Raw genomic sequence first — 22,206 nt, 5'->3', positions numbered from 1 at the left:
GGAGGTGATCTCGCCGCTCTGAGCGGGCGGGATGTCGATCGTTGTCATCGTGCTCCCGAAGTCCAGGGGTGTAGCGGTTTCCGTATGTGCATTTTCAAGCTCCTTAAATCTATATCAGGCGATGCAGATAATTAGCAACCCCGGACTAGCGAAAACTGGTGCGAAAACGTGGACTGCCCGGCGCATTTCGGGGTTTGACCAGCAGAAATGCTTGATTTGGTCGAATCTGGAGGCAGCTTCCCCTTCCCTCATCCGAGAAAATCTATGTCACATACAATAGATTTGGTGCGGATGGGTGCTAAAGTTGCATGGTCGACGATGACGACTAGGAGGTTCACTGCAATGTTGGAACCTCAACAGCGCTCACTGCGCGGTGTGTACGGGATTTCGGTGATGTCGGAACTGTCGGGAGTCGGGCCGCAGACGTTGAGGCTTTACGAGCGCCGAGGACTGTTGACGCCGACGCGTACCGATGGTGGAACGCGCCGCTACAGCGAAGCGGACCTGGTTACGCTGGGGCGTATCACCGAATTGATCGACGACGGGGTCAACTTGGTCGGGATCAAGTTGATTCTCTCGCTCGAGGCCGAAAACGGAGCCTTGGCCGCGCGGATCGCCCAGCTAGGCGAAGCGGCCGAGACTGGGCATTGATTGCCGCATTTCCGAAACCGTCGATGCCAACTCAGAGTGTGGTGTCGGGGCGGCTGATATCGCCGAAGTCAGCGTCGGCGACGATCGTGTTGCCTTCGGCTTCGAGGCGTTCGAGGGCGCAATCGAAAGCGTCGATGAGCCATTGATGTGTGGCTTCGGCGAGGACCTGATCTTGTTCGCCGTCGGTACTGGATTGAAAGAAGCGAATCAACCACGTGCCGTTGGCATCGGGGTCGTCCGACAAGCCTCGAAGCGTGTTGGTCGCGATGGCGTAGCGGTTGTATTCGAGGTCGACACGGATGGCGTAGTCACCGGCGATGTTGACGATGTTCGCGGGGCGCTGGGTGACCGTTGCCAGCGCGATCAGTGCGTCGTTGTATTTTTCCGAGTACTTCACTGTCAGGGGCATGGCCGGCCTATCTGTTCGATGTGGCCGATGCAGCATCGCATGGCTGGGTGTAGGTAGTCCGTCGCTGCTGCTCGACGGGTAACGGACATTGATTTTATCCCAGAGGATTTCCTCTCGGCTTGGATGCCTGGTGGAACAGTTACCGACTTACCGGCTGCCTTCTTCGGATAGCAATGGTCGCGCAGCCCAGTCGGTTGCTCGGTCCCTGCTATGAATGGTTGCCTTTTCTATCGAGGTGCATTAGCTATTGTTCATCCCCGATGTCCCGCTGGAAATCGGTTCGGATGAAGCCGCTCCTTGGCAGTGGGGTTACGTCGTACACCAAGTTTATGCAGGTCCGAGTGTGGGCATCGATCGTTTGCGGGAGTAGTTTTCCTGGCAGGGGGCTGCCGTGTATTGCGGCCCGTTCCGACCGTCACTCGGAGAGGCACTGTCACGTTGTTGAACCCAGCAAGCTGGGAGAATGAGGCGTGACCACCCCAATGCTGTCGTACAAAGGCCACCGCTACCCGGTCGAGATCATCAACCACTGCGTGTGGTTGTACTTCCGGTTCCCGCTCAGCTTCCGCGAAGTTGAGGAACTTATGCTCGAACGCGGCGTAGTGGTGAGCTACGAGACGATCCGACGGTGGTGCGCCAAGTTCGGGCAGGCCTACGCCAACCAGCTGCGCCGACGACGCCCACAACCCGGCGACACATGGCACCTCGACGAGGTATTCATCAAAATTAACGGCACCCAGCATTACCTGTGGCGGGCGGTCGATCAGGACGGCAACGTGCTCGATGTGCTGGTCCAGTCCCGCCGAAACGCGAAGGCAGCCAAGAAGTTCTTCCGCAAGCTGCTCAAAGGTTTGGGGTATGTGCCGCGGGTGATCGTCACCGATAAGCTGGGTAGCTATCAGGTGGCGCACCGAGAGCTGATGGGATCGGTCGAGCATCGCCGGTCGAAGTATTTGAATAATCGAGCCGAGAACTCGTATTTGAATAATCGAGCCGAGAACTCGCACCAACCGACCCGACAGCGGGAGCAGGCGATGAAACGCTTCGCATCACCTGGGCATGCGCAGCGGTTCCTGTCCGCGTTCAGTGGCATCTCACCGCACTTCCGGCCCAACCGGCACAAGCTCTCGGCGCCCCAATGGCGTACCGAGATGGCCGACCGCTTCGCGGTCTGGCAGGAAGTCACCGCGACTGCCGCCGCCTGAAAGTGAACGGCCCGGCGGTGTCCCGTAGTGGAATGCATTAAACTATATGTGCCACTACACTTTTCGATCAACGTCACAGTGCCGTTGGAGCTGCATCGTGTGGAACGGTTGGACATCACTTTGAGGGAATTCTGGTGAGGGCCCGTCGTCAACGTGTTGGCGAGCGCCGAGTTTTACACCTCAGTTCGTTTCGGGCCTCCATGTCGCTACAGCCCAGATCACTAAGACATCGAGAGCGATGACGAGGATCGACCACACCGGGTAATACGGCAGCCACAGGAAATTGGCGACGATCGAGAGCGCTGCGATCACGAATGCCATACCGCGCGCCCACGTCATTCCTGCGAACAGACCCAGCGAGACGGCGATTCCGATTGCTCCGAGCACGATGTGGATCCAGCCCCACGTCGTGAGGTCGAATTGGTAGGTGTAATTGATGCCGACGACGAACAGATTGTTCTCGGAGAGGGCGGCAATCCCCTGGAGCAGTGCCACGATTCCGGCGACGAACAGCAACGCCGCCGCCGCTATCGTGGTGCCTATCGCAAAGCCTTGTCGGACTGGGTGGTTCGCGGAAGTGGTGTCCGTATTGGCGGAAGTAGTGTCCGGGTTGGTCATGATGGCCCCTTTTTCGCAGGATAAGCGTCACATCAGCATCGAACACTCCAGCTCGCACGGCTTCACCCTTCACGGGTGAGTCAGCGCGCTCCCCGGCGAGACAGAAAGCATTGCAGCACAGACAATTTCCGGATTACTGAGTTTTCCGACCGGTTGCAGGTGATGCGGAATCCGGCGAATCAGTGAGCTTGTTCGTTGAGGACTCGAGTGGATGGTGCTCGTGTCGGGGATGGGTTTTGCTCCATGCGGAGTAGCGGGCGGCGAGTGGGGCGGCGGTGACGCCGTGAGCGAGGACGGACAGCGCGATCGTGATGATTGCCGTTGTCAGGAGCATGTCCTCGTGTGGGAGTTCGCCGGGTTCCTCGAGGATCAAGATCACGAAAACTATGGTGGCCAGGCCACGTGGCCCGAACCAGCCGAGAAACGCCACGGTCGGAACCCGCGCGTGCAGGCCGACTAGTGAGATCGCCACCGGCACGAGCCGCACGACAGTCAGGCTGGCCACCGCATAAACAAGTACCTGCCACGACAGATGGCCGAGCGCCGGGCCGAGCATCAGCGCGCCGAAGACGATGAAGGTCACCGCATTCGAAAGATCGCCGAGTTCCTCGATCAGATGCGAAACCTCCCCGCCTGCCCGTCGGCGGATCGCCCCGAACGTCATGCCTCCGACGAAGGCTGCGATGAAACCCGAACCACCAACCGGAACGGCCACGGTGTACGCGAGCGCGGCTGCAGCCACCGGAACGATCTGCCGCCACAAGGGGTCGATGGTCCACCGTCGGCCGGCGAGCACCATGACTGCTGCCGCGATCGCACCGATGACGAATCCGACCACGACGCCGTAACCGATCTGCTCGCAGACCAGGCGGACGGCAGTTCCGCCCCCGATCGCACCCGACTCGGCGCCGGCGATCGCGAGGACGATCAGGAACAACGGCACGCAGATACCGTCGTTGAGCCCGCTTTCGACATTGAGGCCCTGCCCTACCCGCGTCGGCAGACCGGGAAGGGTCACGACGGCCTTTCCGAGTGCAGCGTCGGTCGGCGCGAGAATGACCGCGAGCAGCAGCGCTTCGGGAACAGCGAAGTCGCTGAACACCAGCAGTGCGATCCCGAAACCTGCGGCAATGGTCAGGGGAAGGCCGAGTCCGAGGAGTCGGCGGGGGACGGCGATCTGCTGCCGTAGCGCGGAAAGGTCGACACGTGAGGCGTCGACGAACAACACCAGCGCAAGCGTGATCTCGGCGAGTAGCTTGACCGTCTCGCCCGCCACGTCCGCCTCGATCAGTCCGGCCCCGCGCATGCCGAGCAGGAGACCACCAGCGGTGAAGATGATCGGCGCCGTGAGCGAAGTGCCGGCGACGCGCCCGGATATCGCGGAAAAAGCAATCAGGATGGCCGCGATCGCAGGAACAGCCCAGGTCATAGTGTCGCAGCCGTCCCGGATCGGGGAGGCAACGTGCTGCTCTCATCCTTGGGTTCATCGTCGGCGCGATCACCGAGTGCCGGCCGAGCCACCAACTCCACGACCACCATGGCCACGACGGCCAGGAGAACGGTTACCACTACGACCACGCCCGATGGGTATCGCCAGAACACAAGAGTCATCACCGCGATCGCGACGATCACGACGCGCAGCGGGATACGGAACTGCGCGGCAGCGGATTCGAGCTGATTCGGTTCCCACCCGTCCGTGCGCCCTCTGACCCTGTTGAGTAACTTGCCGTATGCGCCGCGTACGGCTGCGGCGGACCCCGATGATCCGGTGAGGTAGCCGACAACTGCCACGACCAAAGCCAGCACGAATACCGCACGCAGAGTGGTTTTCAGCGGGAGAATGACGGTATCGATCAACACCGCAGCCGCCTCCGGGGAGAGCACATCCGACGGCACGGACCCGAGATACACCGACCGGCCGATACTGATGGCCACCGCCAGCAGCGCCATGGCCACGGTCAGGCTGACACCGACCAGAGAAAATGCTCGCCGACGCGCGCCCTTCGGGGCCACCCACACCGCAGCGGCGGCCACGAGAATGGTCAGCAAGGGCAGCACAGTGGATGCCTTGTCCAGCGCGGAGGTGGCTCTCTGCGCCTTGACCAGTTCTGGTGATTGAAAGAGGACGAACGACTTGTCGATCGCCGGGATCTTGTCCGCGAATGCGAATCCGCGCTCGGTCAGTGTGGTGCGGACTTTCTCGATGATCGGGGTGAGGGAGATGCTGACCGTGCCCTCGTCGTTGATCTGGACGGCGGCGCGGGTGTTGCCGGTCAGTACCGCGACGAGTCCCTGATGGGCTTCCTGGTTGGCCTGGATCCACAGGGTTTCGAATTGGTCGGAGGCCACCAGCGATTTCACCGTCTTGTGCACGAAGGACTGGGCTTGGCCGGCGATCACGGGCGCGAGACCGACCACGGCAGGAGGTACACGGGGTGCGTTCTCCGTGATCGACCGCAATGCTTCGGCGGTAATGGATTCGACGTCGACACGAGCCATGATCGCGTCGGTGACCTGGTCGGAAAGTTCACCCTGCATGACCGGATCCGCGGCCAGGGGTGTGATCGTCTGGACGTAGCGATCGGTGTCGAAGACCTCGCTGCGAGTGAACCGTGCCAGGACTGCGGAAAATCCCAGTACCGCAACCAAGACCAGCAGCAGAATCGCCGCTGTCCAGCGCAGAGCCGGCCGGGCAGTGGCCTCGGTTGTGGTGGCCGGCCGAGGTGGCTCGGAGTGCTCGCGCCGAAGGTCCGCAAGCTCCTGCCGGAGGTGCTCGAGTTCTTCGCGCTCGATTACGCTGAGCGGTTCGTCGGCCACGGGTGTCTCCATGATCGGCTTCTCGTTTCGGTAAAAGGGCGTCGGATGGTTCGGTCACGCCAGCTGATCTCGAAGCCAACGCGTGCTCAACGTTGCGGTCGCAGCGGACGCGGACCGATCTTCGGTGCGGAGCGGTTCATGCTTTGTCCTCATACAGGCTTGCCGCGGTGTCGACGGTCAACCCGGAACCGAAGTGTGGCCCGCCGCCGATGTTGTAGATGCCGGAAATTCGCTTGGGATAGGAGTTGGCTGCGACGATCGCCTCGGCCCAGTCGTCGAGGTGGGAGAGCAGTTCGTCCAGGTCGTCGCCGAGCGCGTCCAGAATCGGCCGTTCGAGTTCGTCGGTTCGGACTTCGATCTCCTCCCGGAATGCCCGGCCCGCATCGGTGAGTTGTTCCTCGCCCGTCATCAGTCCACGCCTCTCGAGGCGCTCGAACCCGGCATCCATGTCGGGGGCGACCCATCCGCGGGTGGGCGCGTACGAGCGGGCGGGTAGCCCCCAATACTGCTCGGTCAGCAACAGGATCTCGACCGCGTCGACGCCGCCGACCGCCCAGGTGATGACGTGGCTATCGCCCCGATGCTCACGTAACAGGTCTGCGGCGCGCCACATATCGCCGAGTGGATTACCAGGGAAACCGAGCGAGCGCAGTCCGCCGTATATCGGACGCGCTTCCCATCGAGCTGCCGCACCGGCGCGCTTGAGCAGCTCGGTTACCCGATCGATTCCCTCGGGTCGATCGCCGAGAACTCGCGCCAGCATCGTTGTCGCGCCTCGTTCGCGAGCGTCGAGGATCACCTTGCGGCTCGTGATCTGCCAGCCGGCCTCGACCGCGGGTACGACGGCGTTCGGGTTGAAACAACCGAAGGCAGCCGCCACTACTTCGCCGCTCACCTGACCCATACATGCGCTTCGGCTGGTGAAGTACGAAGTCATTTCCGGGCGGGCCGCGCCCTCATGGGTGACCGGGCTTCCCGCGAAACCGAGTTCTTCGTACGCCGTATGTGCTTCCGGGGCGAAGTACACCCCGGCCGCTACCGGCTCTACCGCGTTGCGCAACCGGCGGGCATCTTGGTTGAAATCGCTCGACATCAGGTCACCTTTTGCTCGACTGGATCGGGTTTTACGTCGGTTCGATCTCGCTGGGGCGCCAACTCTTGTCGAAGTACGACGGCAAAGGGCTGTAGAGGCGCAGGATCACGAAGAATCCTTTGTCCGGAGCGCTTTGGATCCAGTTGCCGGCGCCGACACCGTCGGGTTGTTCGGGCCCGAAGTACACGGTGGTCGTTCCATCGGAGTCAGCATCTGCTGCTGGTGACGGATAGCTCTGACTACCTGCCCGCGGAAAGCGTTGCGGTGTTTGCAGCATGGATCGGGTTTGGTTGTCGTACAACGTCAACGACCAGAACCGGGCCGCAGGAATATCCGGCGGCAACGTCATCTTGTACGTCTTCGCGCCGTCGAAGTACGCACCGTCGGTGTCGGTGAAGGTCACCAGGTATTGCGATCCGATGCCGGTGAGCCGCATGCACATTGCCGGGGTGATGCCGGTGTACCCGTAGAAGAACAAGGTCCGCAGATTCAGCTTTTTCGCGCCGCCGGGCGGGAACGGTTCGATGCCGTCGTCGGTGACCAGCGCCGGCGGCGTCTCGAAGGTGTAGCCGCCGGGAAAGAGCATGTTCGTCCACGCAGAATCGGGGTAGTACTGCACGCCCTCGGATTTGCGGGCATCGAACAGCAGGGCCCGCGAGGTGGCGTGGCCTACGGCGGCGGCTTCGTCCAGGATTGCGCGCATTCGCTCGTCCGGGGTGAACGGCTGGCCTTTGACGATGCCGATCGCGGCCAACTGCCCCAGAGTTTCGGCGTCGGTGGCGGTGGCGGGTTGGTCTTGGACCATCGCGTTGAGGAGTTCGAAGAATCCGAAGTCCGACGGCGGGATCGTGTTGAATGCTGTTCCGCTCGCTTCGACGAACCGTGTTTCGGGGTGTTCGGCTGGGGCGCTCAGGGGAACCTTCCCCTCCAAAAGTGTTGCGACACTGGTTCCGTAACCGCCGGGTGTGTACGGATAGACTTTAAGGGTGCTCTTGATCAGGTCGGCGGTGGGCTTGGGATCGTTGTCCTGGAGGAACGATCGGCCGAGCATGAGGGCGCGGGTGGTGCGCGAATGGCCTACATGGAATCCGCTGTCGGGCAACGGGCCGTCGTAGTCGGGGGGAACGAGCAGGAATCGGCCGCCTTCACCGCGGTCGGGGCCGGGGAGGCCGAAGTCGATGATCCAGTGGAACCACATGTCGTCGAAGATGCCCAGCGCCATCGGAGGAGTCTCGACCACCATCGGACCGTGTGCGAGGTCCACGATTCCGACGTAGTAGATGGTATCGGCGTTGGCGGTCAGGAACAGCGATTGAGAGTCCATCAGTTCCGAGAAGATGACGATCGTATTGTCTTCGGAACCGATACTCTCGAATCCCTGGCGCAGTGCCCAGGTGGAGGCCCCGGGGAACGCAGTGAGGTAGGCGTTGACGCCGTGGAGGAAGTCGAGGTTGTCGTACAACGTCTCGACGGTCTCTGCCGAGGGCGCGCCGTCCGTGAATTCCATCGTGCCGAGTCGCGTCTTCAGTCGGTCTGGGGTTGAGATCGAATTCAGCGTCTCTCGGTCCACGGCCATCGGATGGTTCCCTTCGTCGGGCGAATCGTCGCCACGGTGGTACCCGGTGCAAGATCCGAGAACCTACTGGTAAACCCCCTGCGGTGATTTCACCCTAAACGGGTGAGAACCGGGAAAACGGGCAGCTTACCGAGTGTGCTCTGGCATCCCATCCTCAGCCGACCCCGGAACCAACGCAAGGTTTCGGCCGCGGAGGTGCCCGGGCTGCTCTTGGAGGCGCAATGATCGGTGTTTCGAGTCAACCCGGCGAGGAATAGCGCAGCTTTCGAATCCTGCACATCCGCCAGTCGACCTCCCAGGCCGACACTGAGCGAACCTCTCCCGCGCAAGACGAAGCCGCCGGCACCCGAAGGTATCCAGCGGCTTCAAAGGGTCGGTGCGCGTCTTGCGCCTCTCGGCAAGTGGCCGCTCGAAGCGGCATTTCTGGGGTGGTACCCGGGGCAAAGAAACCGAACACCGACAGCCTCAACAACGAACGCCCACTCGGGATTATTCGGGTGATGTCGCAGATCAGATCAACGCTCTCGGTATCGAGGTGGGGATCGACATGCGGATCCCCGTCTCGGTCGGAACCACTGCCGGCGACGAACAGAACAACCAGTTCTGACACCTGGCGAGCATTTCCATCGATCCGGGGCGGTCATCCTGACCGCCCCGGGTTTCGCACTTTATTCGAAACCGCCCTTTTTCTCAGCCGTCCGCTGAACAGGGCCGATTCCACTACGTGACGCTGATTACGCCGCAAACACTACGAGGAGGCTTCGATGCCGGAAAACACGTTCGAGCAGCAGCGTGAACTCCTGGAACCGGTCCACCTTCTGCCTTGCTGACAGCGCACAGCACGCGTTAGTGTCCGGCTGTGATTCTCAATACGACACTTCGAGCCGCAGTTGTGACGGCTGCGCTGGTTCTCGGGTCCGCGACGTTGACCGCTCCCGCCGTCGGCGCGGCACCTGCGGCGTCGGCGTGTGTACCCCTTTCGACACCTGAGTTCGACGGCACACTCGCCGCCCTGACGGACCCCACCGGTATCGACACCTTCGAGCAGGCTCGAGATCGCATCGCCGCCCTGCGTGGCGAACTCACCCACTCCGACGACTATCGGGGCACCTTCCCGTTGGCGTTCGACGAGATCCTGAGTCTCGTCGGCCCGAGTATCGACTCGGGGGTGTACGACGATCCGGTGTGGGCCGGCGATCTTGCCGTGGAGGTGGTCCGGTTGTACCTGACCGACCTGCACAAGTTCGTCACCGGCGGGACTCCGTCACCACACTGGGCCGCTGCGCTGGCGCTCACCGAGGATTGCGACCGTAGTCCCGGACGGGTTGTCACGGGCGCCATCTTTGCGCACCTGATCATCGATTTCCCCAAAGCGCTGGTCAACATCGGCACCACCGCGGACAACACCAAGGATTTCTACACCTTCGGCGGTGCGTTGGTGGACGCGACGCCCGGGATCGTCTCTGGCTTCGAGAAGACCTACGGCACCGACCTCGAGGGGTTGTTCACGGGCTGGTTCGTCGGCGACATCTTCGGCGATGAGTTGGCCACCACGTTGATGTTCCAGTCGGTACGGACTGTGGCGTTGGTCAACAGCTTCGGTTTGCAAAATCCTGCCACCCACGACGCCACGGTCGGTGAGATGAACCTGCTGCTGGGTACGGCCAACGTCGCCCTGGACGGACTCGAGGTGACCGGCCTCATCTGATCGCCGAACCCCCCGACTGCTGGGGCGTGTGTCGTTGGCCGGGTGCCGGAGCATCATCGACGTGCCGGGCCGGTTGATGCCCGCCGATACATTCGTTCGGTGGAGGGGCCGCACTTTTCGATCTCGATGTCGGTTGTAGATCGAGTGCTCGACGAACAGAACGAGAGTCAGCCCCCTGCCTGTCCGTGAGGACGGCCGCGCAGCCGTCGATGAGGCGGCTTAATAGTCCGGGACTTTCTGATGCCCGACCGCAAACGTTCGTATCCGGTCGACGAATCGGCCGATTTTGGAACGTGTCAGTTTCAGAAGACAACTGCACTATGACCTGCGTTTTTGGTGCCGCGTGCAGTCGTCTTCTGACATTCCGTGTTCAGAAGTGCTGTGCACCAACCGTCTAACTGACGTTGCGGTACAGAGTTGATCGGGCGACACCGAGTGTGTCCGCGATGGCGGTCATGGAACCGCCGGCACCTTTCATCTTGCGGGCGATTGCCTTCTGCTTATCATCAAGCACAGGTGGTCGGCCACCGGTACGTCCCTGCCATTTCGCCGCTTCCAAGCCAGCATATATCCTCTCCCGCAGCAGATTTCGCTCAAATTCGGCCAGAGCGCCAAAAATGGTGAAGATTCGCCGGCCGCCGGAGGTGGTGGTGTTGATTTCTTCGGTGAGGGAGGTAAACCCGACGCCGATCGATTCGAGGTGGGCCACCGTTTCCAGCAAGTGAGGAAGGCTTCGACCGAGCCGGTCCAGGCGCCACACGGCCAAGGCGTCGCCAGGTCGAAGGTGTTCGATGACTGCGGCCAGTTCCGGGCGATCGTCTTTCGAGCCGGATGCGACGTCGGTCCAGATCTTGTAACAACCCGCGGCCGTCAAGCGTCCGTCTGCAGAGTTGGGTTTTGATCGGCGGTCGATACCCTCGCGTACCCCTGTGACTCTCGGAATTATTTGGTACGTTTTTCACGGCATTATTTGGCACGGACGACTGAACCAGTCGAGTCCTGGCATTTCCCGAAGGGAAGCCCGTGAATCTCGAAGAGCAATGGAACAGACTCACAGCATGGTGCACTGAATATGCACCTTTGACCGCCACAAGTATTCGTCCCGGGGCGAGCCTGGATGAAATACGCGTAGTGGAGAATTCACTTGATATCTCGTGGCCCGGGGAGCTGGTGGAGTTCTACCAGCTACAGAACGGACAGAGCAGTTGGAATCCCGGAAGCGATTTTTTTGCCGGGACCATCTTTCCCAGGAAAGAAATTCTATCTTTGCCGGATATCCTGCAACTCAGGGAAACCATGCTGGAAGCATGGAAAACACTCGAAATCAGTCCTGACTTCGACACACTCGCCAGCAACGCCCCGCAAGCAGGCACCGTGTCCTACACGTTTCATCCGCTTTACATCCCATTTGCCAGCCTCGACGATGTCCACTACGTCGTCGACTGCCGTCCCGGGCCGCAACACGGGTGTGTGATCGAGTATGCACATGAAAGCTGTGACGAGGGGTGCGTGGAATTCGAATCGGTTGCCTCACTGCTGGCCGCATTAGCTGACAGCTTGTACGCAGGAACCAAATTCGGGTTTTGGAAAGCAAGCGTCGGGGAAGGGTTTATCGATTGGAATGTTCCCTGGACATCTGACACGTAGGACGGGGGTGCGGCCGCCGTAGCGACCACACCCCCGAAGCCTGTCTAGTCAATCGATGGTTACTGATACATCGATCAGAAGCTGTATATCGTGACTATCCATGAGACAAAGCCCTGGACAGATCGCGGTAGCAGCAGTGGCAGCTGCGGGAACGCTGATCCTGACGGGCTGCGTGACCAACACTGACGTGCCGACAACCTTCACCGCCACAGTGACAGTCACTGGCGACGCGGATCAAACATCGGTGGAATTCGGCGAATGCACCATCGCAGGGAATCGTGTCGCTCCCAACGACCAACTAAACATTTTCGGCGACAGTGGCGCCGGATCCACCAGATCGACACTCGAAACCGAGACCATCGACCAGAATCCAGACGGCACCGGTACCTGCACGTACACCTCGCACTTCGATGCTATCCCTGCGAACCAGAGAAGCTACGACCTTTACCTGCACGAAGGCTTTGCTCAGCAGTCCTTCACTTCTGACGAACTCAAGAACGGTGCTACCTACGTCCTGCACAGCTCTGCTCCCGACAGAGGCACAGGAAACTGACGTGCAGGACACTGGGGAACTCGCTGAAGGCTGTCGAAGCAGAATTCGGAGAAGAATCCTGAACCTGACCGCCAGGCGCCACTCGTTTGCATAATTATGCGCTTCTTCGGGTCGTCTCTCATTCGATCGATTGTTGGACGCACGATCCGCAAGCCTGTTTACGGCGATTTTGTACTGTTCCTACATGCGATGGATCTACAGCGGTGTCACGGCCCTGATCGGAATGATCATGATAGGACTGGCATTTCTTGTCTCCGATCCAGAAACCTTGTGCACGGGCAACATGCCCGCGCCCCAAACTCCGCGGCCTGGGTATACCGCGGCCACCTTCGATGTCAGTAGGGCGCACCTCCCGCTACCGGCGGCTCGATGCACAACCACATTGCCAGAGTTTGACTCCACAGCCACGGCCACTGTGATCGACTGGCCGGCAGCAACGCTGATACCACTCGGAACCATCCTCATCGTAGTGTCGCTACTCGCACTGAAAGGCGCGCGGCAGCAAAGCTGAAATCAGACGAGGCCTGCATTTTTCAGAAGACGGTTGCACATACAGAGGAAACATCATCACCGATTTATTCCCGATCTGACGGCAGTGCCATCGAAATGGCTGATTTATCGGGTGTTCCTATCGAATCTGCCGCGTCTATCAATCGATCCATTATCGGACACTGCCGGGTGTCATATCGGGCAAGGAGGGTCGATGTGACACCCGGAATTGTTGGCTCTGTCAAAGAGCGAAGTAGTTCCTATCCGATCACGATGACTTTCAGTTTTCGCCAAAATCCGTGCGTTGCGGCGACCTTCTTGCTCCAACTGACGTGGTATTCGTAGCTGGAATTGGTTGCGCCTGCGTATCCGCGGGCGGCGATACCTTTGCCGACGGCAGTTTCCGGAGAATCGCCACCGAGCAGTGATGCCCCAGCACCGCCGTACATGGTCAAGTCCTCATGGCTGAGCTTTCGCGGCCGGGCATCCGAAGTCTTCTCGCCCTCTGCCTTACGTTTGCTGGACATCGCCATCACCCTCGTCTTCCGCCTCCAGTGTTCCACGGATTGATTGCCTTTTGGTCTCGACACAGAGCGGTCCCGACATTGTGACTCGGAATTATTTGGCACGTTTTCACTGAATTATTTGGCACGGACGACTGAACCAGTCGGGTCCAGGCATTGATCGGGTGTTCCTATCGAAGCCGCCGCGTCCATCAACCGATCCGTTCTCGGATACTGATTGGCGAGATAGTCCAGGAATCGACGTTGCCCTCCACTCCACGAAATGGGTTGGAGGGCAACGTGGCCCGTATGTCGGTGCAGGTAGAAAGATCAGCTGCCGAAGGCCGAGCCCAGTGAGCCGAGGGAACCGGTGGCGGGCGCTGCGGGGATGGTCGGCGCTGCGGTCACGGTGACCGTGAATGTTCCGCGCCCGGTGCTTGTGTTCGCGGTGCTCCCGAGGGTGCAGGTGACGGTGTGGGTGCCGACGGAGAGGATCGTCCCCGAATTCGGGGTGCAGGGACCGAAGGTGAGTGCGGTAGGAACGATCGGGGTGGGCCAGGTGACGGTGGCTCCTGCTGGTGACGTTGCGGCCATCTCTCCCTGTTTGCCGCTTATGTCTCCGATTTGCCTGTTACGGTGCGAATTGCAGTGGGCCGACTATCCGGTTTTGTATGCTTCCGAGTGATGCCGCCGCTACGTCCGCCCGCTGGCGGTCACCGTTCACCACTCTCATACGAAGGAACCGATCTCGATGCTGCTCACCGCCCCGGCCTCACCACACGGTGGGGACGCTCCGCCCCGATACTCGACCGGCCGCCGCGCGCCCCGATTCCGGCGTACGGTCCTGACGGCTCTCGCCGCGACCGGTATGGCCGTGGCGCTGGCCGCTCCCGCGGCCGCGGCCCCGGTCGGGGTCCCGGTCCCGCCAGGCGGCCAGGTGGCCGCCTGGGGATACAACGACTTCGGGCAGACTGCCGTGCCGGCCCCGCCGGCCGGGCAGACCTACACCGCCGTCGCCGCCGGCGGCAACCATTCGCTGGCACTGACCTCCGCCGGACAGGTGATCGCCTGGGGAAGCTACAACGGGCAGACCGCCGTGCCGGCCCCGCCGGCCCCGTCGGCCGGGCAGACCTACACCGCCGTCGCCGCCGGCGACGAACATTCCCTCGCGTTGACCTCCGCCGGACAGGTGATCTCCTGGGGACGCTACAACGATCAGACCGACGTGCCGGCCCCGCCGGCCGGGCAGACCTACACCGCGATCGCCGCCGGCAGCGCCCATTCTCTCGCGTTGACCTCCGCCGGACAGGTGATCTCCTGGGGAAGCTACCCCGGTCAGGCCGCCGTGCCGGCCCCGCCGGCCGGGGATACCTACACCGCGATCGCCGCCGGCCGCTCCCATTCGCTGGCACTGACCTCCGCCGGGCAGGTGATCTCCTGGGGATACATCAACTATGGTCCGATCGCCGCGCCGTGGCTGCCGGCCGGGCAGACCTACACCGCGATCGCCGCTGGCCGCTCCCATTCCGTCGCGTTGACCTCCGCCGGAGAGGTGATCGCTTGGGGAAGCAACGAATTCAGGCAGCTCGACGTGCCGTTTCTGCCTTTCGGGCAGACTTACACCGCGATCGCCGCCGGCAGCGTCCATTCCCTCGCGTTGACCTCCGCCGGAAAGGTGATCAGCTGGGGAAACCACGCCGACGACGTGCCGGCGCCGCCTATCGGGAAGGCCTACACCGCCGTCGCCGGCGGAGGCTTCCATTCCCTCGCGCTCGCGTCGGGCACCTCCGAATCCTCGCCAACCGGCTCCCTCGGCTCGATCTTCGGATCCTGACCGGCTCCCACCACACCACCAACTCTGTGGCCGCTCACCCCTGCGGGGTGGGCGGCCACGAGTGTCACAAACAGCGAGTGACCTCGATGATCCACAACGCCGTGCTCCGGGCGTGTTGTGTCAGCCAGGAGCAGGGTCACTGCGCCTCATCCGGGACTCGTGCACACCACTACTGACATCCGCGCAGTCGACTCCTGAAACTGACATCAATTTCACGCAGAAGCTGGTTTACGATCGTCCGGTATGACGATGGTCAAAATGCACACCCAAACCCGCAGAAACGATCTGAGAGCGTTTCGGTTTCCTGTGGGTCCATCGGGAATTCAGGCGCCACTTGATGTGGTGGCGCGTCGAGACGATCGGCTGATATGCATCGTTGCAGCCCGAAATATTGCCGTCACGGGTAGTCGAGGAGCGCCGCGACATCCAGCGGATTCGGCCACTGCATGGATTGCTCGGCAAGGGACTGCAAGCCGTCGGCGATGATCCACACTGTGCCCGTTGCGTCGACCGTGATTGCCGGTCGGATTGCGAAGATCGGTGCGCTTTTCACCGGTTCGAGGGTGGCGGCATCCAGGAGCGTGAGCAGTCGATACCGTCGTGTCGGGTCACAGTCACCCGGCCGCTGCCCGATTGGAGAGGCATCGCTCGATGGATGAGCCACCGTACAGACATAGGCGCCTACCTGCCTGACGTGGAACGGTTCCCCACCGAGATCGTGCACGTCGCCCAGTGACAGGTCGGGAAGGATCGTCGACGCGGTACCGTGATTGAACAGCCGCAGTGGGGATCCAGCGAGGAAGAGCCGCTGCCTACGTGGACCTGGAATCGATGACAGGACCGGCCCCATGGTGACCTCGCCGGCAGCGGTGACCCGCACCAACCGTCTGCTCGATACTCGATCGGATTCTCGTGCTTCGAGCAAGACCAGAAACGAATCATCTTCTACAGCAATACTGTTGACGTATCCCTCCGGAACCTCCACTTCAATCGGATCGCATCCCGGCGTGTGCAACCACCACCGTCCGCCCGGTGAGCAGGCCAGGAAGATCTCCCCGACGACAGCACCGGCGTGTACCGGGAGGTCGCCGACGCGGCGAGGATCGAACCCAGTTGTGCACCAGTAGGTTCCGTCCGTGCCGGCCACCCAGCACCCGCCCGGGGTGGCCCACACGTGCCGTGAGACTCCGATCGGCCCGGGTAGGACATGCTCGGTAGCAACAAGATCGGAGTCGATACTCACCACGAGTGGGAGTCCACTGTCGACCGTCCACAACGCATCTCCCGCCGCACTCACATCACCCGGAACGAAACGCGGCCGAACAGGGTGGGGTGGGACGTCGTCGAGGTCGAGTTCGATCCACGCCCCAACTTCGCGGTCCACCTCGTACACGTCGTCACGCATCAACGCTTCTCGGTCGAAGAACCGTGGTGATTCAGTGACCTCACGCAGTGTCCGGTGTCCTGGCACAATCGCCCACCCGTGACTGTCGGGTTCTCGCCGGAATCGCATGCTGACCAACTGGACCCGCGTCACGCGGCCACGCACTCGTGAAGTGATCTGGTGACTCAGCGTTGCGTAGAAGCGGCCGATCAACTCCACGTGACCGGAGCGGGGGCGAAATCCTCGCCACGACGCTTCCCACCCGTCACCACGTAGTACCCCGCTCCACTCCCAGCGGCGCGGTGAATCCTCACCCGTGTACTGCAAGATCGGGGGATGCCCATCGGCTATGAGGACCGCACGAATCGATACGGCGTCGATGTCCTCGGCAGGGAGTTCGGTGAAGTGAAGCGGGAAATCGAGCACCATGCCGATCTTCGGCGGCGGTATCTCCCCATCCTCGATGGCGAGTCCTTCGATCTGCACGGCGAGCGTGCGGTGGCGGCTCATGCGCCTTTCGGTGAAGTCATAGTGTCGACAGTACCCATACCTGTTTTAGAGAAGTCCGCATTCAATTCCGGCGAGTGAGAAATCGTCCGTTTTGTCGATGGTCAAAATGCACACCGAATCCCGCAGAATCGCTCTGAGTGGGATGTAGCTATCAAGGTCTCGTGAGGAACCGAAAACACTTGGTGTGTTCGCGTTTTTCGGCGCGGGACGTCAGCCAACGGCCCGGTGGACACCTGCCGGGACGATTCGCAAGCTGATCGCTTTGCGTTGTCCTGCACCAAACCGGAATAGCTACTTGGGTTGATGCAGTGGTCATGCTCCAGTTGCCTCGAACACCGAATGCTCGTTTCCCCAGGATAAGAAGGACGCGAGCATTCGGATGTCAGCTGGCGTGGAGTCGGGTTCGGCTATTTGGCGTCGCAACCGCCACCCAAACTCGTAGGTGACGTCCCGTCACTGTCACCATGCCGATGATCCGCTGGCAACACCCACGGTCGTAGGTCACGCGCCGACTATTTCGGACCCTTGGGGTGCAGGACATCAGTAATGCTTATATATCCAGCCTTCGGTTCGTTTGGAAGGCTGATCGGCAAAAGTCCAATGTTTTCCCGGCGCTCGTTAACCGAAAGAACATACTGTGCAAATCGAGGCTTAACCTGCACGTCGGGGAACTGTGCGCGAAGCTCCTCAGTAATTTCGTAGCCCTCGTCATACCAGTCGGAGACATTTATCCCGGGACGCCAACGCGGCCGCGATGCGAAACCATCGATCTCCTCCACGAAGAACTTTTGAAAGCGGTCAGTCCACGCTAGTATCTTCTCTCCCAGAGCATCGTCAATCCCAATTTGGCTGGGGAGAACGTACGGCTGCCTCGGCCGGCTGATTCTTACCAGTTCCTTCGAGGGCCATAGAGAACTGGGATGGCCATAGTCAGGGTAGAGGCGAATGACAAGCCTTTCCGTGCCTTGTATTTCCATTTCTATTCCTTATGTCTTCGCGGAACTGCCTGGGCGCCTGTACTTTCGAGGATCTCGATTCGGCTGTTGAGCCGTTCGATCCTCATGCGCACGCTCCAGATGAGTTCGACGAGGCTTTCCTGCATGATCGGGATATCCATGATGTCGGACAACTCCCGCCACAAATCCATAGTCGACTTGCGGTAGGAATCGTATGTGGCTTGTAGCGCCACCAGCTGCACCTCGGCAGGGACCCGATCCTTCACGCCCGGTCCGTACGGCGGTGACTCCTGACCTCGCCACGGAGACCACCGAGATAGGACCTCGGCCTCAGTGATCGTGGAAAGTCGGTCCAGCAACTCACGACATGCCCCGGGTGAGGAGAAAACTGTTTCAAGACATCGGTGATAGTCCGGGGGCTGCATTTGTTTGTGTTCCGGCATGGCCATCGCTCCCGCGTACTCCGTCCGAGGACGAAGATTTCTACTCTACTCCCGGTGACCTATTACTGCGAGTGGAGGGTTTTCCGACTCAGTCTGTTGAGTCTGGATTTCAGGCAAGAGTGGGCGTGTTGTCAGTCCGCCGGCCACTGGACAACCCGTATTCGATGTCCGATCCCACCTAGTGGGGAATTTGTCCGGTTTGTCGATCGTCAAAACGCACAACCAAACCCGCAGAGGCGATCTCAGCGCGTTTCAGTCGGGCAGCCCAGAAGAATGAATTTCGCGTGTATGGATTAGAGGTTTGGCCAGCGACGGTGCGAGCTGTGGTGTGAGTGCTATTGCAGCAGGGATGCAATGATCGAGGGCGGTAGCTGACGTCGTCCGAGGTGATCTACGCGTTGGCACCCGTCGAGTTCGACGGACACCCGGGTCCCGCCGGATCCGTCGGGACGCAGTACGTCGACCGACGCGACGTGTTGGGCGATCCGATCGCACGGACCGGCAACAGGTGCAGTGGATACAGCGTCCATTAGATCTGCACTTTGCTGATGCGACAAGCGGATTCGGGACCCGGGCAGCGGCGGGTCAATGGTGTAGCGGCATACCTGGAGCCGCCCGACGTCCGAAATCGGCGTAGCTAAAGGTGTTTCGATCAGCGGATATTCGCGAGTGTCGTCGTACTCTGCCATGCGGTCCACATCCGCTTCGGTGGTGATTTCGAAGGGTTGCCTGATCGAATCCCGGCAGATTCCCGGATCATCGGCGGACAGGTCGTCGACCAGATGCTGGTCGCGGCTGACCTCCTGCAATTCGGCAAGGGCGGCACGTGGGCCGTCTTGGAAACCGCAGGGCTCGGCCGGCCACGTAGGGCGTATTGCCGATCCTGCTTCGTCTACCAGCCACAACCCGGATGGCAGGACCTGACGATATGCGCAGTCGGCCCGGACATTGGCGGGAAACCGGCGCGACTGCTCACGGAATGCATCATTGACCGCGTGTATGTCCCCCTCGAGGCGTACGGAGTCGATGGTTAACCCACCGGCGGACGTTTCACCGCGTTCGCATCGAACAACAGCAATAGGACTGAAATCAGCAGGTGGGTAACCACTTCCCTCACTGCGGGGAGCACTGCTGTTGTCTCGGGTCTCGGGAGCTACCAGCGCTGTGGCGATATCGGGGTCGAGACAGTCCGCCCGATCGACTGCTGTCGCGACCGGTGGAGTGAACGATTCGTAGTCGTCTCGGACGCCAATCCAGACCAGTGCCACCGCGACCACACTGACGACAGCGACAAAGACCCCAGGTATGAAACGTCCACTCATACAAGGACACTATGTGGTTCTGCTGCGGCCGTTATGTATTGGAGGTGTAGTCCGTTTTGTCGATGTTCAAAACGAACACCCAAACCCGCAGGAGCGATCTCAGGGCGTTTTGGTTGCTGGGGTCCTATGGGTAATCAGGAGCCACCTGATGTGATGGTGTGTCGTTGTGTTCGTATGCAAACGGTTGGCAGGTTGTCCATGAAGAATGAGCGGATGAGCCCTCAAACCCTGAGGGTTATTCAGCGGCCATCCTGAAGAAATGCAGACCGATGACAGCAGCTATCGTTTTCTCGAATGGCGCAAGCGGTCTTCGGTAGTCGACATGAAGAATTCTCCACGTCTTCAAATGAGCGATGACCTGTTCAATTCTCCACCGTATTACATGAACTGACGTGTTGAAGTTTTTCTGCTTTTCGGTGAGGTCTCCGCGGGGTGGTTTCCTGATCGGGGTGATCATATTCTTCCCGATATATCCTTTGCCGCCGATCCAGTTCTGCGGGTCGAGAGTCTCCAACACGCCGGACAAGTCCAGTGCAGCACTGTCATGGCGCCGGCCGGGGACCGGGTCCGAGACCCAAGCCAACCGGCCATCGAGGTCGCAAGCCACCTGCACGTTGACACCGGTGGTCTTGTGTTTACCGGAGTACAACTCAGGTGAATGGGACTAGGACCAGCACGGAAGCAGCGTTCCGTCGACAATATAGGGCCCGACGGTCGAGAGATTCCCCGCAGTGGGCACCCAGTCGTCGGTGACCTGCGCGATCATCGGGATCAATGCACTGATCGCCCGCGAGATCGCCGTTTGGGATACGCCGTGATATTCGGCGAGTTCCTGTTGCACGTGGTTTCTCCGCAGGTATGTCAAGGTCGCGACCATCGCTTTGAACAGTCCGAGAATCGGGGGTACGGGTATTTCTTGTTTCGAGGATTGTTCTGCGGTGTGGATCATCGCGCACAGTTCAATGATGTCGTTTTTATGGAAACCTGTTGTATGATACATCTGCGGCAGTCTTTTCTCGAATTGTTTTGTGGTGATTCAATTCTTTCAAAGAAATGGCTGCCGCCCTAATTGACGCGCCTATTCAGGATATTAATTTACCGCCGCTGAATAGCCCTCATTGTCGACGGTCTGGAGCCACGATAATCTTATCCGGCCGCAGTGGCCCGACAACCTCATGGAACCGCCACCTTGGCCGTACCGGCCGTGGTGGTAACGACTTAGATTTGCACCTGGACGATCAGCCTGTCGTTTCCTTGCTGGACCAGCTGCACGAGATTCGGATTGCTCGGGGAGTCGGTAGTGAGACGGTTGCTTTCGTTGAGTGTGGCAGTGAACGTGGTCGTGAACATACCGTTGGTAACCCGAAACTGCCACTGCACGGATCCTGCAGTATGACCACCACAACCGGGCCTCGCGCTGCTACCAGACAACGTGAACCCCAAGGTATGCGAGCCCCCGGGTGTTACTCGTCCTGGCGTTCGCTCGTCCTTGCTCACCTGCTCGGCGACACCTCGTCCATCCCCGTTCAGAGACGCACACCGATCCTCATTCTGGGGGGTGATCGTCACGTTCGCCGAAGGACGAATTTTCGCAGTGAAGATGTCGGAGTCGATGTACTGGAGATCGACCACGAACCTTGGTGAGAATCCCTGCCCAGGTCCGGCCAACGATCCGAATCCCTGCCCAGGTCCGGCCAACGATCCTAGGCCCGGGGAAGCTCGCACGATGTCGTCCAGCGGCGACGCCGATGCCATGCCGGTGCCACTCACTGCCAGTACGCCTGCGGTGGTCGTCGCGACCACGGTCATGAGCCTGCGAAGACGGAAACCTTTTGTGAGCTGTGCCATCCGCTAAGTGTAAAGGACGAACAATTCCTCAACCGCGGAATCGATAACCAACATTTTTTTGCACCCGGAAGGCCTCCAGTAGGGCCTTGCGCGACCCCACTGCCACAACTTCTGGTTGACGAACTCCGTCAGCTCGGTTGGAGCAGGCTGACCGCAAACAAACGTGGCCTCAACAGGCCGACGAATCGTTCGATTTTGCGACCAATACCCGACTACAACGAATCGTCGACCGAAACGCACGACCGAAACCGTACTGACCAAAACAAGCGAATACACGATTTCGGGCGGTACGGAGCACCGAAGATGGAAAAGATGAGTTTGCCGCCCGAAGTGGTGGTATCGATGGATTCGGTCAACGACTTGAATCCGACACCACGAGCCGCGAGATCTTCCACGGTCTGCAGGAGATGGGGGAGTGAGCGGCCCAACCGGTCGAGGCGCCACACCACTAACGTGTCGCCGTCTCGAAGATGGGAAAGTAGGTCGCTCAGTTGCGGCCGGGTCGTCGTTGCACCGGATGCGGTTTCGGTCCAGACTTTGAAACAGCCGGCAGCGCTGAGAGCGTCGCTCTGCGGATCAACGGTTTGATCGGTAGTCGAGACCCTCGCGTAGCCCAAAAGTTCACCCATGAGGCAGCAGT

The 22,206-nt window shown here is 60.5% G+C and carries 23 protein-coding genes and 1 pseudogene; 7 read left to right on the top strand and 17 right to left on the bottom strand.

Annotation, left to right across the window (positions count from 1 at the left end; all coding sequences use genetic code 11):
• Positions 1-342: 342 nt before the first annotated feature.
• Entirely contained in the window at positions 343-651 is a 309-nt protein-coding gene (locus QM600_RS23670; RefSeq protein ID WP_283264022.1) for a MerR family transcriptional regulator, read from the top strand.
• A gap of 31 nt (positions 652-682) precedes the next feature.
• Here the strand turns inward: QM600_RS23670 and QM600_RS23665 are convergent, their stop codons facing one another.
• The gene (locus tag QM600_RS23665) at positions 683-1,060 is read right to left on the bottom strand and encodes a hypothetical protein (protein WP_283264021.1); all 378 of its coding nucleotides are present in this window, start codon (positions 1,058-1,060) and stop codon (positions 683-685) included.
• 482 nt (positions 1,061-1,542) lie between these two features.
• On the opposite strand from QM600_RS23665, the gene QM600_RS23660 reads away from it, so the two are divergent.
• Positions 1,543-2,265: an IS6 family transposase gene (locus tag QM600_RS23660; RefSeq protein WP_283264023.1), complete on the top strand. Its 723-nt coding sequence runs from the start codon at positions 1,543-1,545 to the stop codon at positions 2,263-2,265.
• A gap of 180 nt (positions 2,266-2,445) precedes the next feature.
• On the opposite strand, the gene QM600_RS23655 is transcribed toward QM600_RS23660, so the two are convergent.
• From QM600_RS23655 to QM600_RS23635, 5 genes are all read right to left on the bottom strand, one after another.
• Positions 2,446-2,883, bottom strand: coding sequence for a DUF7144 family membrane protein (locus QM600_RS23655; protein WP_283264020.1), 438 nt, complete (start codon positions 2,881-2,883; stop codon positions 2,446-2,448).
• A gap of 133 nt (positions 2,884-3,016) precedes the next feature.
• On the bottom strand, positions 3,017-4,312 hold the full coding sequence (locus tag QM600_RS23650; RefSeq protein WP_283264019.1) for a cation:proton antiporter: 1,296 nt from the start codon (positions 4,310-4,312) through the stop codon (positions 3,017-3,019).
• Positions 4,309-5,712 (bottom strand): hypothetical protein, encoded by a 1,404-nt coding sequence (locus tag QM600_RS23645; RefSeq protein WP_283264018.1) that lies wholly within the window; start codon positions 5,710-5,712, stop codon positions 4,309-4,311. Before QM600_RS23645 ends, QM600_RS23650 begins: the two co-directional genes overlap by 4 nt.
• A 124-nt stretch (positions 5,713-5,836) precedes the next feature.
• Positions 5,837-6,793: an SCO6745 family protein gene (locus QM600_RS23640; RefSeq protein ID WP_283264017.1), complete on the bottom strand. Its 957-nt coding sequence runs from the start codon at positions 6,791-6,793 to the stop codon at positions 5,837-5,839.
• 31 nt (positions 6,794-6,824) lie between these two features.
• Positions 6,825-8,369, bottom strand: a complete 1,545-nt coding sequence (locus QM600_RS23635) for a DUF1254 domain-containing protein (RefSeq protein ID WP_283264016.1) — start codon at positions 8,367-8,369, stop codon at positions 6,825-6,827.
• Positions 8,370-8,745: 376 nt separating this feature from the next.
• Between QM600_RS23635 and QM600_RS23630 the strand changes: the two genes are divergently transcribed.
• Positions 8,746-8,976 (top strand): hypothetical protein, encoded by a 231-nt coding sequence (locus QM600_RS23630; RefSeq protein ID WP_283264015.1) that lies wholly within the window; start codon positions 8,746-8,748, stop codon positions 8,974-8,976.
• Positions 8,977-9,228: 252 nt separating this feature from the next.
• Entirely contained in the window at positions 9,229-10,077 is an 849-nt protein-coding gene (locus tag QM600_RS23625) for a DUF5995 family protein (RefSeq protein ID WP_283264013.1), read from the top strand.
• A gap of 394 nt (positions 10,078-10,471) precedes the next feature.
• On the opposite strand, the gene QM600_RS23620 is transcribed toward QM600_RS23625, so the two are convergent.
• Positions 10,472-10,951 carry a recombinase family protein gene (locus tag QM600_RS23620; RefSeq protein ID WP_502943084.1) on the bottom strand — a complete coding sequence of 160 codons (480 nt, stop codon included), beginning with the start codon at positions 10,949-10,951 and terminating at the stop codon, positions 10,472-10,474.
• Between the two features lie 149 nt (positions 10,952-11,100).
• Here QM600_RS23620 and QM600_RS23615 point away from each other — a divergent pair, with 149 nt between their 5' ends.
• Both QM600_RS23615 and QM600_RS23610 read left to right on the top strand, forming a co-directional pair.
• The gene (locus QM600_RS23615) at positions 11,101-11,724 is read left to right on the top strand and encodes an SMI1/KNR4 family protein (RefSeq protein ID WP_283264012.1); all 624 of its coding nucleotides are present in this window, start codon (positions 11,101-11,103) and stop codon (positions 11,722-11,724) included.
• Between the two features lie 100 nt (positions 11,725-11,824).
• Positions 11,825-12,277 carry a hypothetical protein gene (locus QM600_RS23610; protein WP_283264011.1) on the top strand — a complete coding sequence of 151 codons (453 nt, stop codon included), beginning with the start codon at positions 11,825-11,827 and terminating at the stop codon, positions 12,275-12,277.
• Between the two features lie 749 nt (positions 12,278-13,026).
• On the opposite strand, the gene QM600_RS23605 is transcribed toward QM600_RS23610, so the two are convergent.
• Positions 13,027-13,293, bottom strand: coding sequence for a hypothetical protein (locus QM600_RS23605; protein WP_283264010.1), 267 nt, complete (start codon positions 13,291-13,293; stop codon positions 13,027-13,029).
• Between the two features lie 306 nt (positions 13,294-13,599).
• The gene (locus tag QM600_RS23600) at positions 13,600-13,863 is read right to left on the bottom strand and encodes a hypothetical protein (protein ID WP_283264009.1); all 264 of its coding nucleotides are present in this window, start codon (positions 13,861-13,863) and stop codon (positions 13,600-13,602) included.
• A 343-nt stretch (positions 13,864-14,206) separates the two neighbouring features.
• On the opposite strand from QM600_RS23600, the gene QM600_RS23595 reads away from it, so the two are divergent.
• Positions 14,207-15,103, top strand: coding sequence for an RCC1 domain-containing protein (locus QM600_RS23595; RefSeq protein ID WP_283264007.1), 897 nt, complete (start codon positions 14,207-14,209; stop codon positions 15,101-15,103).
• A gap of 397 nt (positions 15,104-15,500) precedes the next feature.
• Here the strand turns inward: QM600_RS23595 and QM600_RS23590 are convergent, their stop codons facing one another.
• The 8 genes and pseudogenes from QM600_RS23590 to QM600_RS23555 all read right to left on the bottom strand — a co-directional run.
• Positions 15,501-16,997, bottom strand: coding sequence for a DUF6578 domain-containing protein (locus QM600_RS23590; protein ID WP_283264006.1), 1,497 nt, complete (start codon positions 16,995-16,997; stop codon positions 15,501-15,503).
• A 512-nt stretch (positions 16,998-17,509) separates the two neighbouring features.
• Entirely contained in the window at positions 17,510-17,974 is a 465-nt protein-coding gene (locus QM600_RS23585; RefSeq protein WP_283264005.1) for a hypothetical protein, read from the bottom strand.
• Positions 17,975-17,976: 2 nt separating this feature from the next.
• Positions 17,977-18,219, bottom strand: a complete 243-nt coding sequence (locus tag QM600_RS23580) for a hypothetical protein (protein WP_283264003.1) — start codon at positions 18,217-18,219, stop codon at positions 17,977-17,979.
• 512 nt (positions 18,220-18,731) lie between these two features.
• On the bottom strand, positions 18,732-19,718 hold the full coding sequence (locus QM600_RS23575) for a hypothetical protein (RefSeq protein WP_283264002.1): 987 nt from the start codon (positions 19,716-19,718) through the stop codon (positions 18,732-18,734).
• A 235-nt stretch (positions 19,719-19,953) separates the two neighbouring features.
• On the bottom strand, positions 19,954-20,367 hold the full coding sequence (locus tag QM600_RS23570; RefSeq protein ID WP_283264000.1) for a transposase family protein: 414 nt from the start codon (positions 20,365-20,367) through the stop codon (positions 19,954-19,956).
• A 15-nt stretch (positions 20,368-20,382) separates the two neighbouring features.
• The gene (locus QM600_RS23565) at positions 20,383-20,718 is read right to left on the bottom strand and encodes a transposase family protein (protein ID WP_283263998.1); all 336 of its coding nucleotides are present in this window, start codon (positions 20,716-20,718) and stop codon (positions 20,383-20,385) included.
• 218 nt (positions 20,719-20,936) lie between these two features.
• On the bottom strand, positions 20,937-21,566 hold the full coding sequence (locus QM600_RS23560; RefSeq protein WP_283263997.1) for a hypothetical protein: 630 nt from the start codon (positions 21,564-21,566) through the stop codon (positions 20,937-20,939).
• 293 nt (positions 21,567-21,859) lie between these two features.
• Positions 21,860-22,195, bottom strand: a pseudogene (locus tag QM600_RS23555) (recombinase family protein); the annotation flags it as partial.
• Between the last annotated feature and the right edge of the window lie 11 nt (positions 22,196-22,206).

The organism is Rhodococcus sp. IEGM 1379 (genome assembly GCF_030056815.1).
Lineage (GTDB): Bacteria > Actinomycetota > Actinomycetes > Mycobacteriales > Mycobacteriaceae > Rhodococcus_F.
Note: the sequence above shows the minus strand (reverse complement) of the source record. Positions and strands in the feature narration are given on the sequence as shown.

Bases quoted from the DNA above. Each gene is read 5' to 3' on its own strand.
- QM600_RS23670 (WP_283264022.1), top strand. From the start codon at position 343: ATGTTGGAACCTCAACAGCGCTCACTGCGCGGTGTGTACGGGATTTCG.
- QM600_RS23665 (WP_283264021.1), bottom strand. From the start codon at position 1,060: ATGCCCCTGACAGTGAAGTACTCGGAAAAATACAACGACGCACTGATC.
- QM600_RS23660 (WP_283264023.1), top strand. From the start codon at position 1,543: ATGCTGTCGTACAAAGGCCACCGCTACCCGGTCGAGATCATCAACCAC.
- QM600_RS23655 (WP_283264020.1), bottom strand. From the start codon at position 2,883: ATGACCAACCCGGACACTACTTCCGCCAATACGGACACCACTTCCGCG.
- QM600_RS23650 (WP_283264019.1), bottom strand. From the start codon at position 4,312: ATGACCTGGGCTGTTCCTGCGATCGCGGCCATCCTGATTGCTTTTTCC.
- QM600_RS23645 (WP_283264018.1), bottom strand. From the start codon at position 5,712: ATGGAGACACCCGTGGCCGACGAACCGCTCAGCGTAATCGAGCGCGAA.
- QM600_RS23640 (WP_283264017.1), bottom strand. From the start codon at position 6,793: ATGTCGAGCGATTTCAACCAAGATGCCCGCCGGTTGCGCAACGCGGTA.
- QM600_RS23635 (WP_283264016.1), bottom strand. From the start codon at position 8,369: ATGGCCGTGGACCGAGAGACGCTGAATTCGATCTCAACCCCAGACCGA.
- QM600_RS23610 (WP_283264011.1), top strand. From the start codon at position 11,825: ATGAGACAAAGCCCTGGACAGATCGCGGTAGCAGCAGTGGCAGCTGCG.
- QM600_RS23605 (WP_283264010.1), bottom strand. From the start codon at position 13,293: ATGTCCAGCAAACGTAAGGCAGAGGGCGAGAAGACTTCGGATGCCCGG.
- QM600_RS23600 (WP_283264009.1), bottom strand. From the start codon at position 13,863: ATGGCCGCAACGTCACCAGCAGGAGCCACCGTCACCTGGCCCACCCCG.
- QM600_RS23590 (WP_283264006.1), bottom strand. From the start codon at position 16,997: ATGAGCCGCCACCGCACGCTCGCCGTGCAGATCGAAGGACTCGCCATC.
- QM600_RS23585 (WP_283264005.1), bottom strand. From the start codon at position 17,974: ATGGAAATACAAGGCACGGAAAGGCTTGTCATTCGCCTCTACCCTGAC.
- QM600_RS23575 (WP_283264002.1), bottom strand. From the start codon at position 19,718: ATGAGTGGACGTTTCATACCTGGGGTCTTTGTCGCTGTCGTCAGTGTG.
- QM600_RS23565 (WP_283263998.1), bottom strand. From the start codon at position 20,718: ATGTATCATACAACAGGTTTCCATAAAAACGACATCATTGAACTGTGC.
- QM600_RS23560 (WP_283263997.1), bottom strand. From the start codon at position 21,566: ATGGCACAGCTCACAAAAGGTTTCCGTCTTCGCAGGCTCATGACCGTG.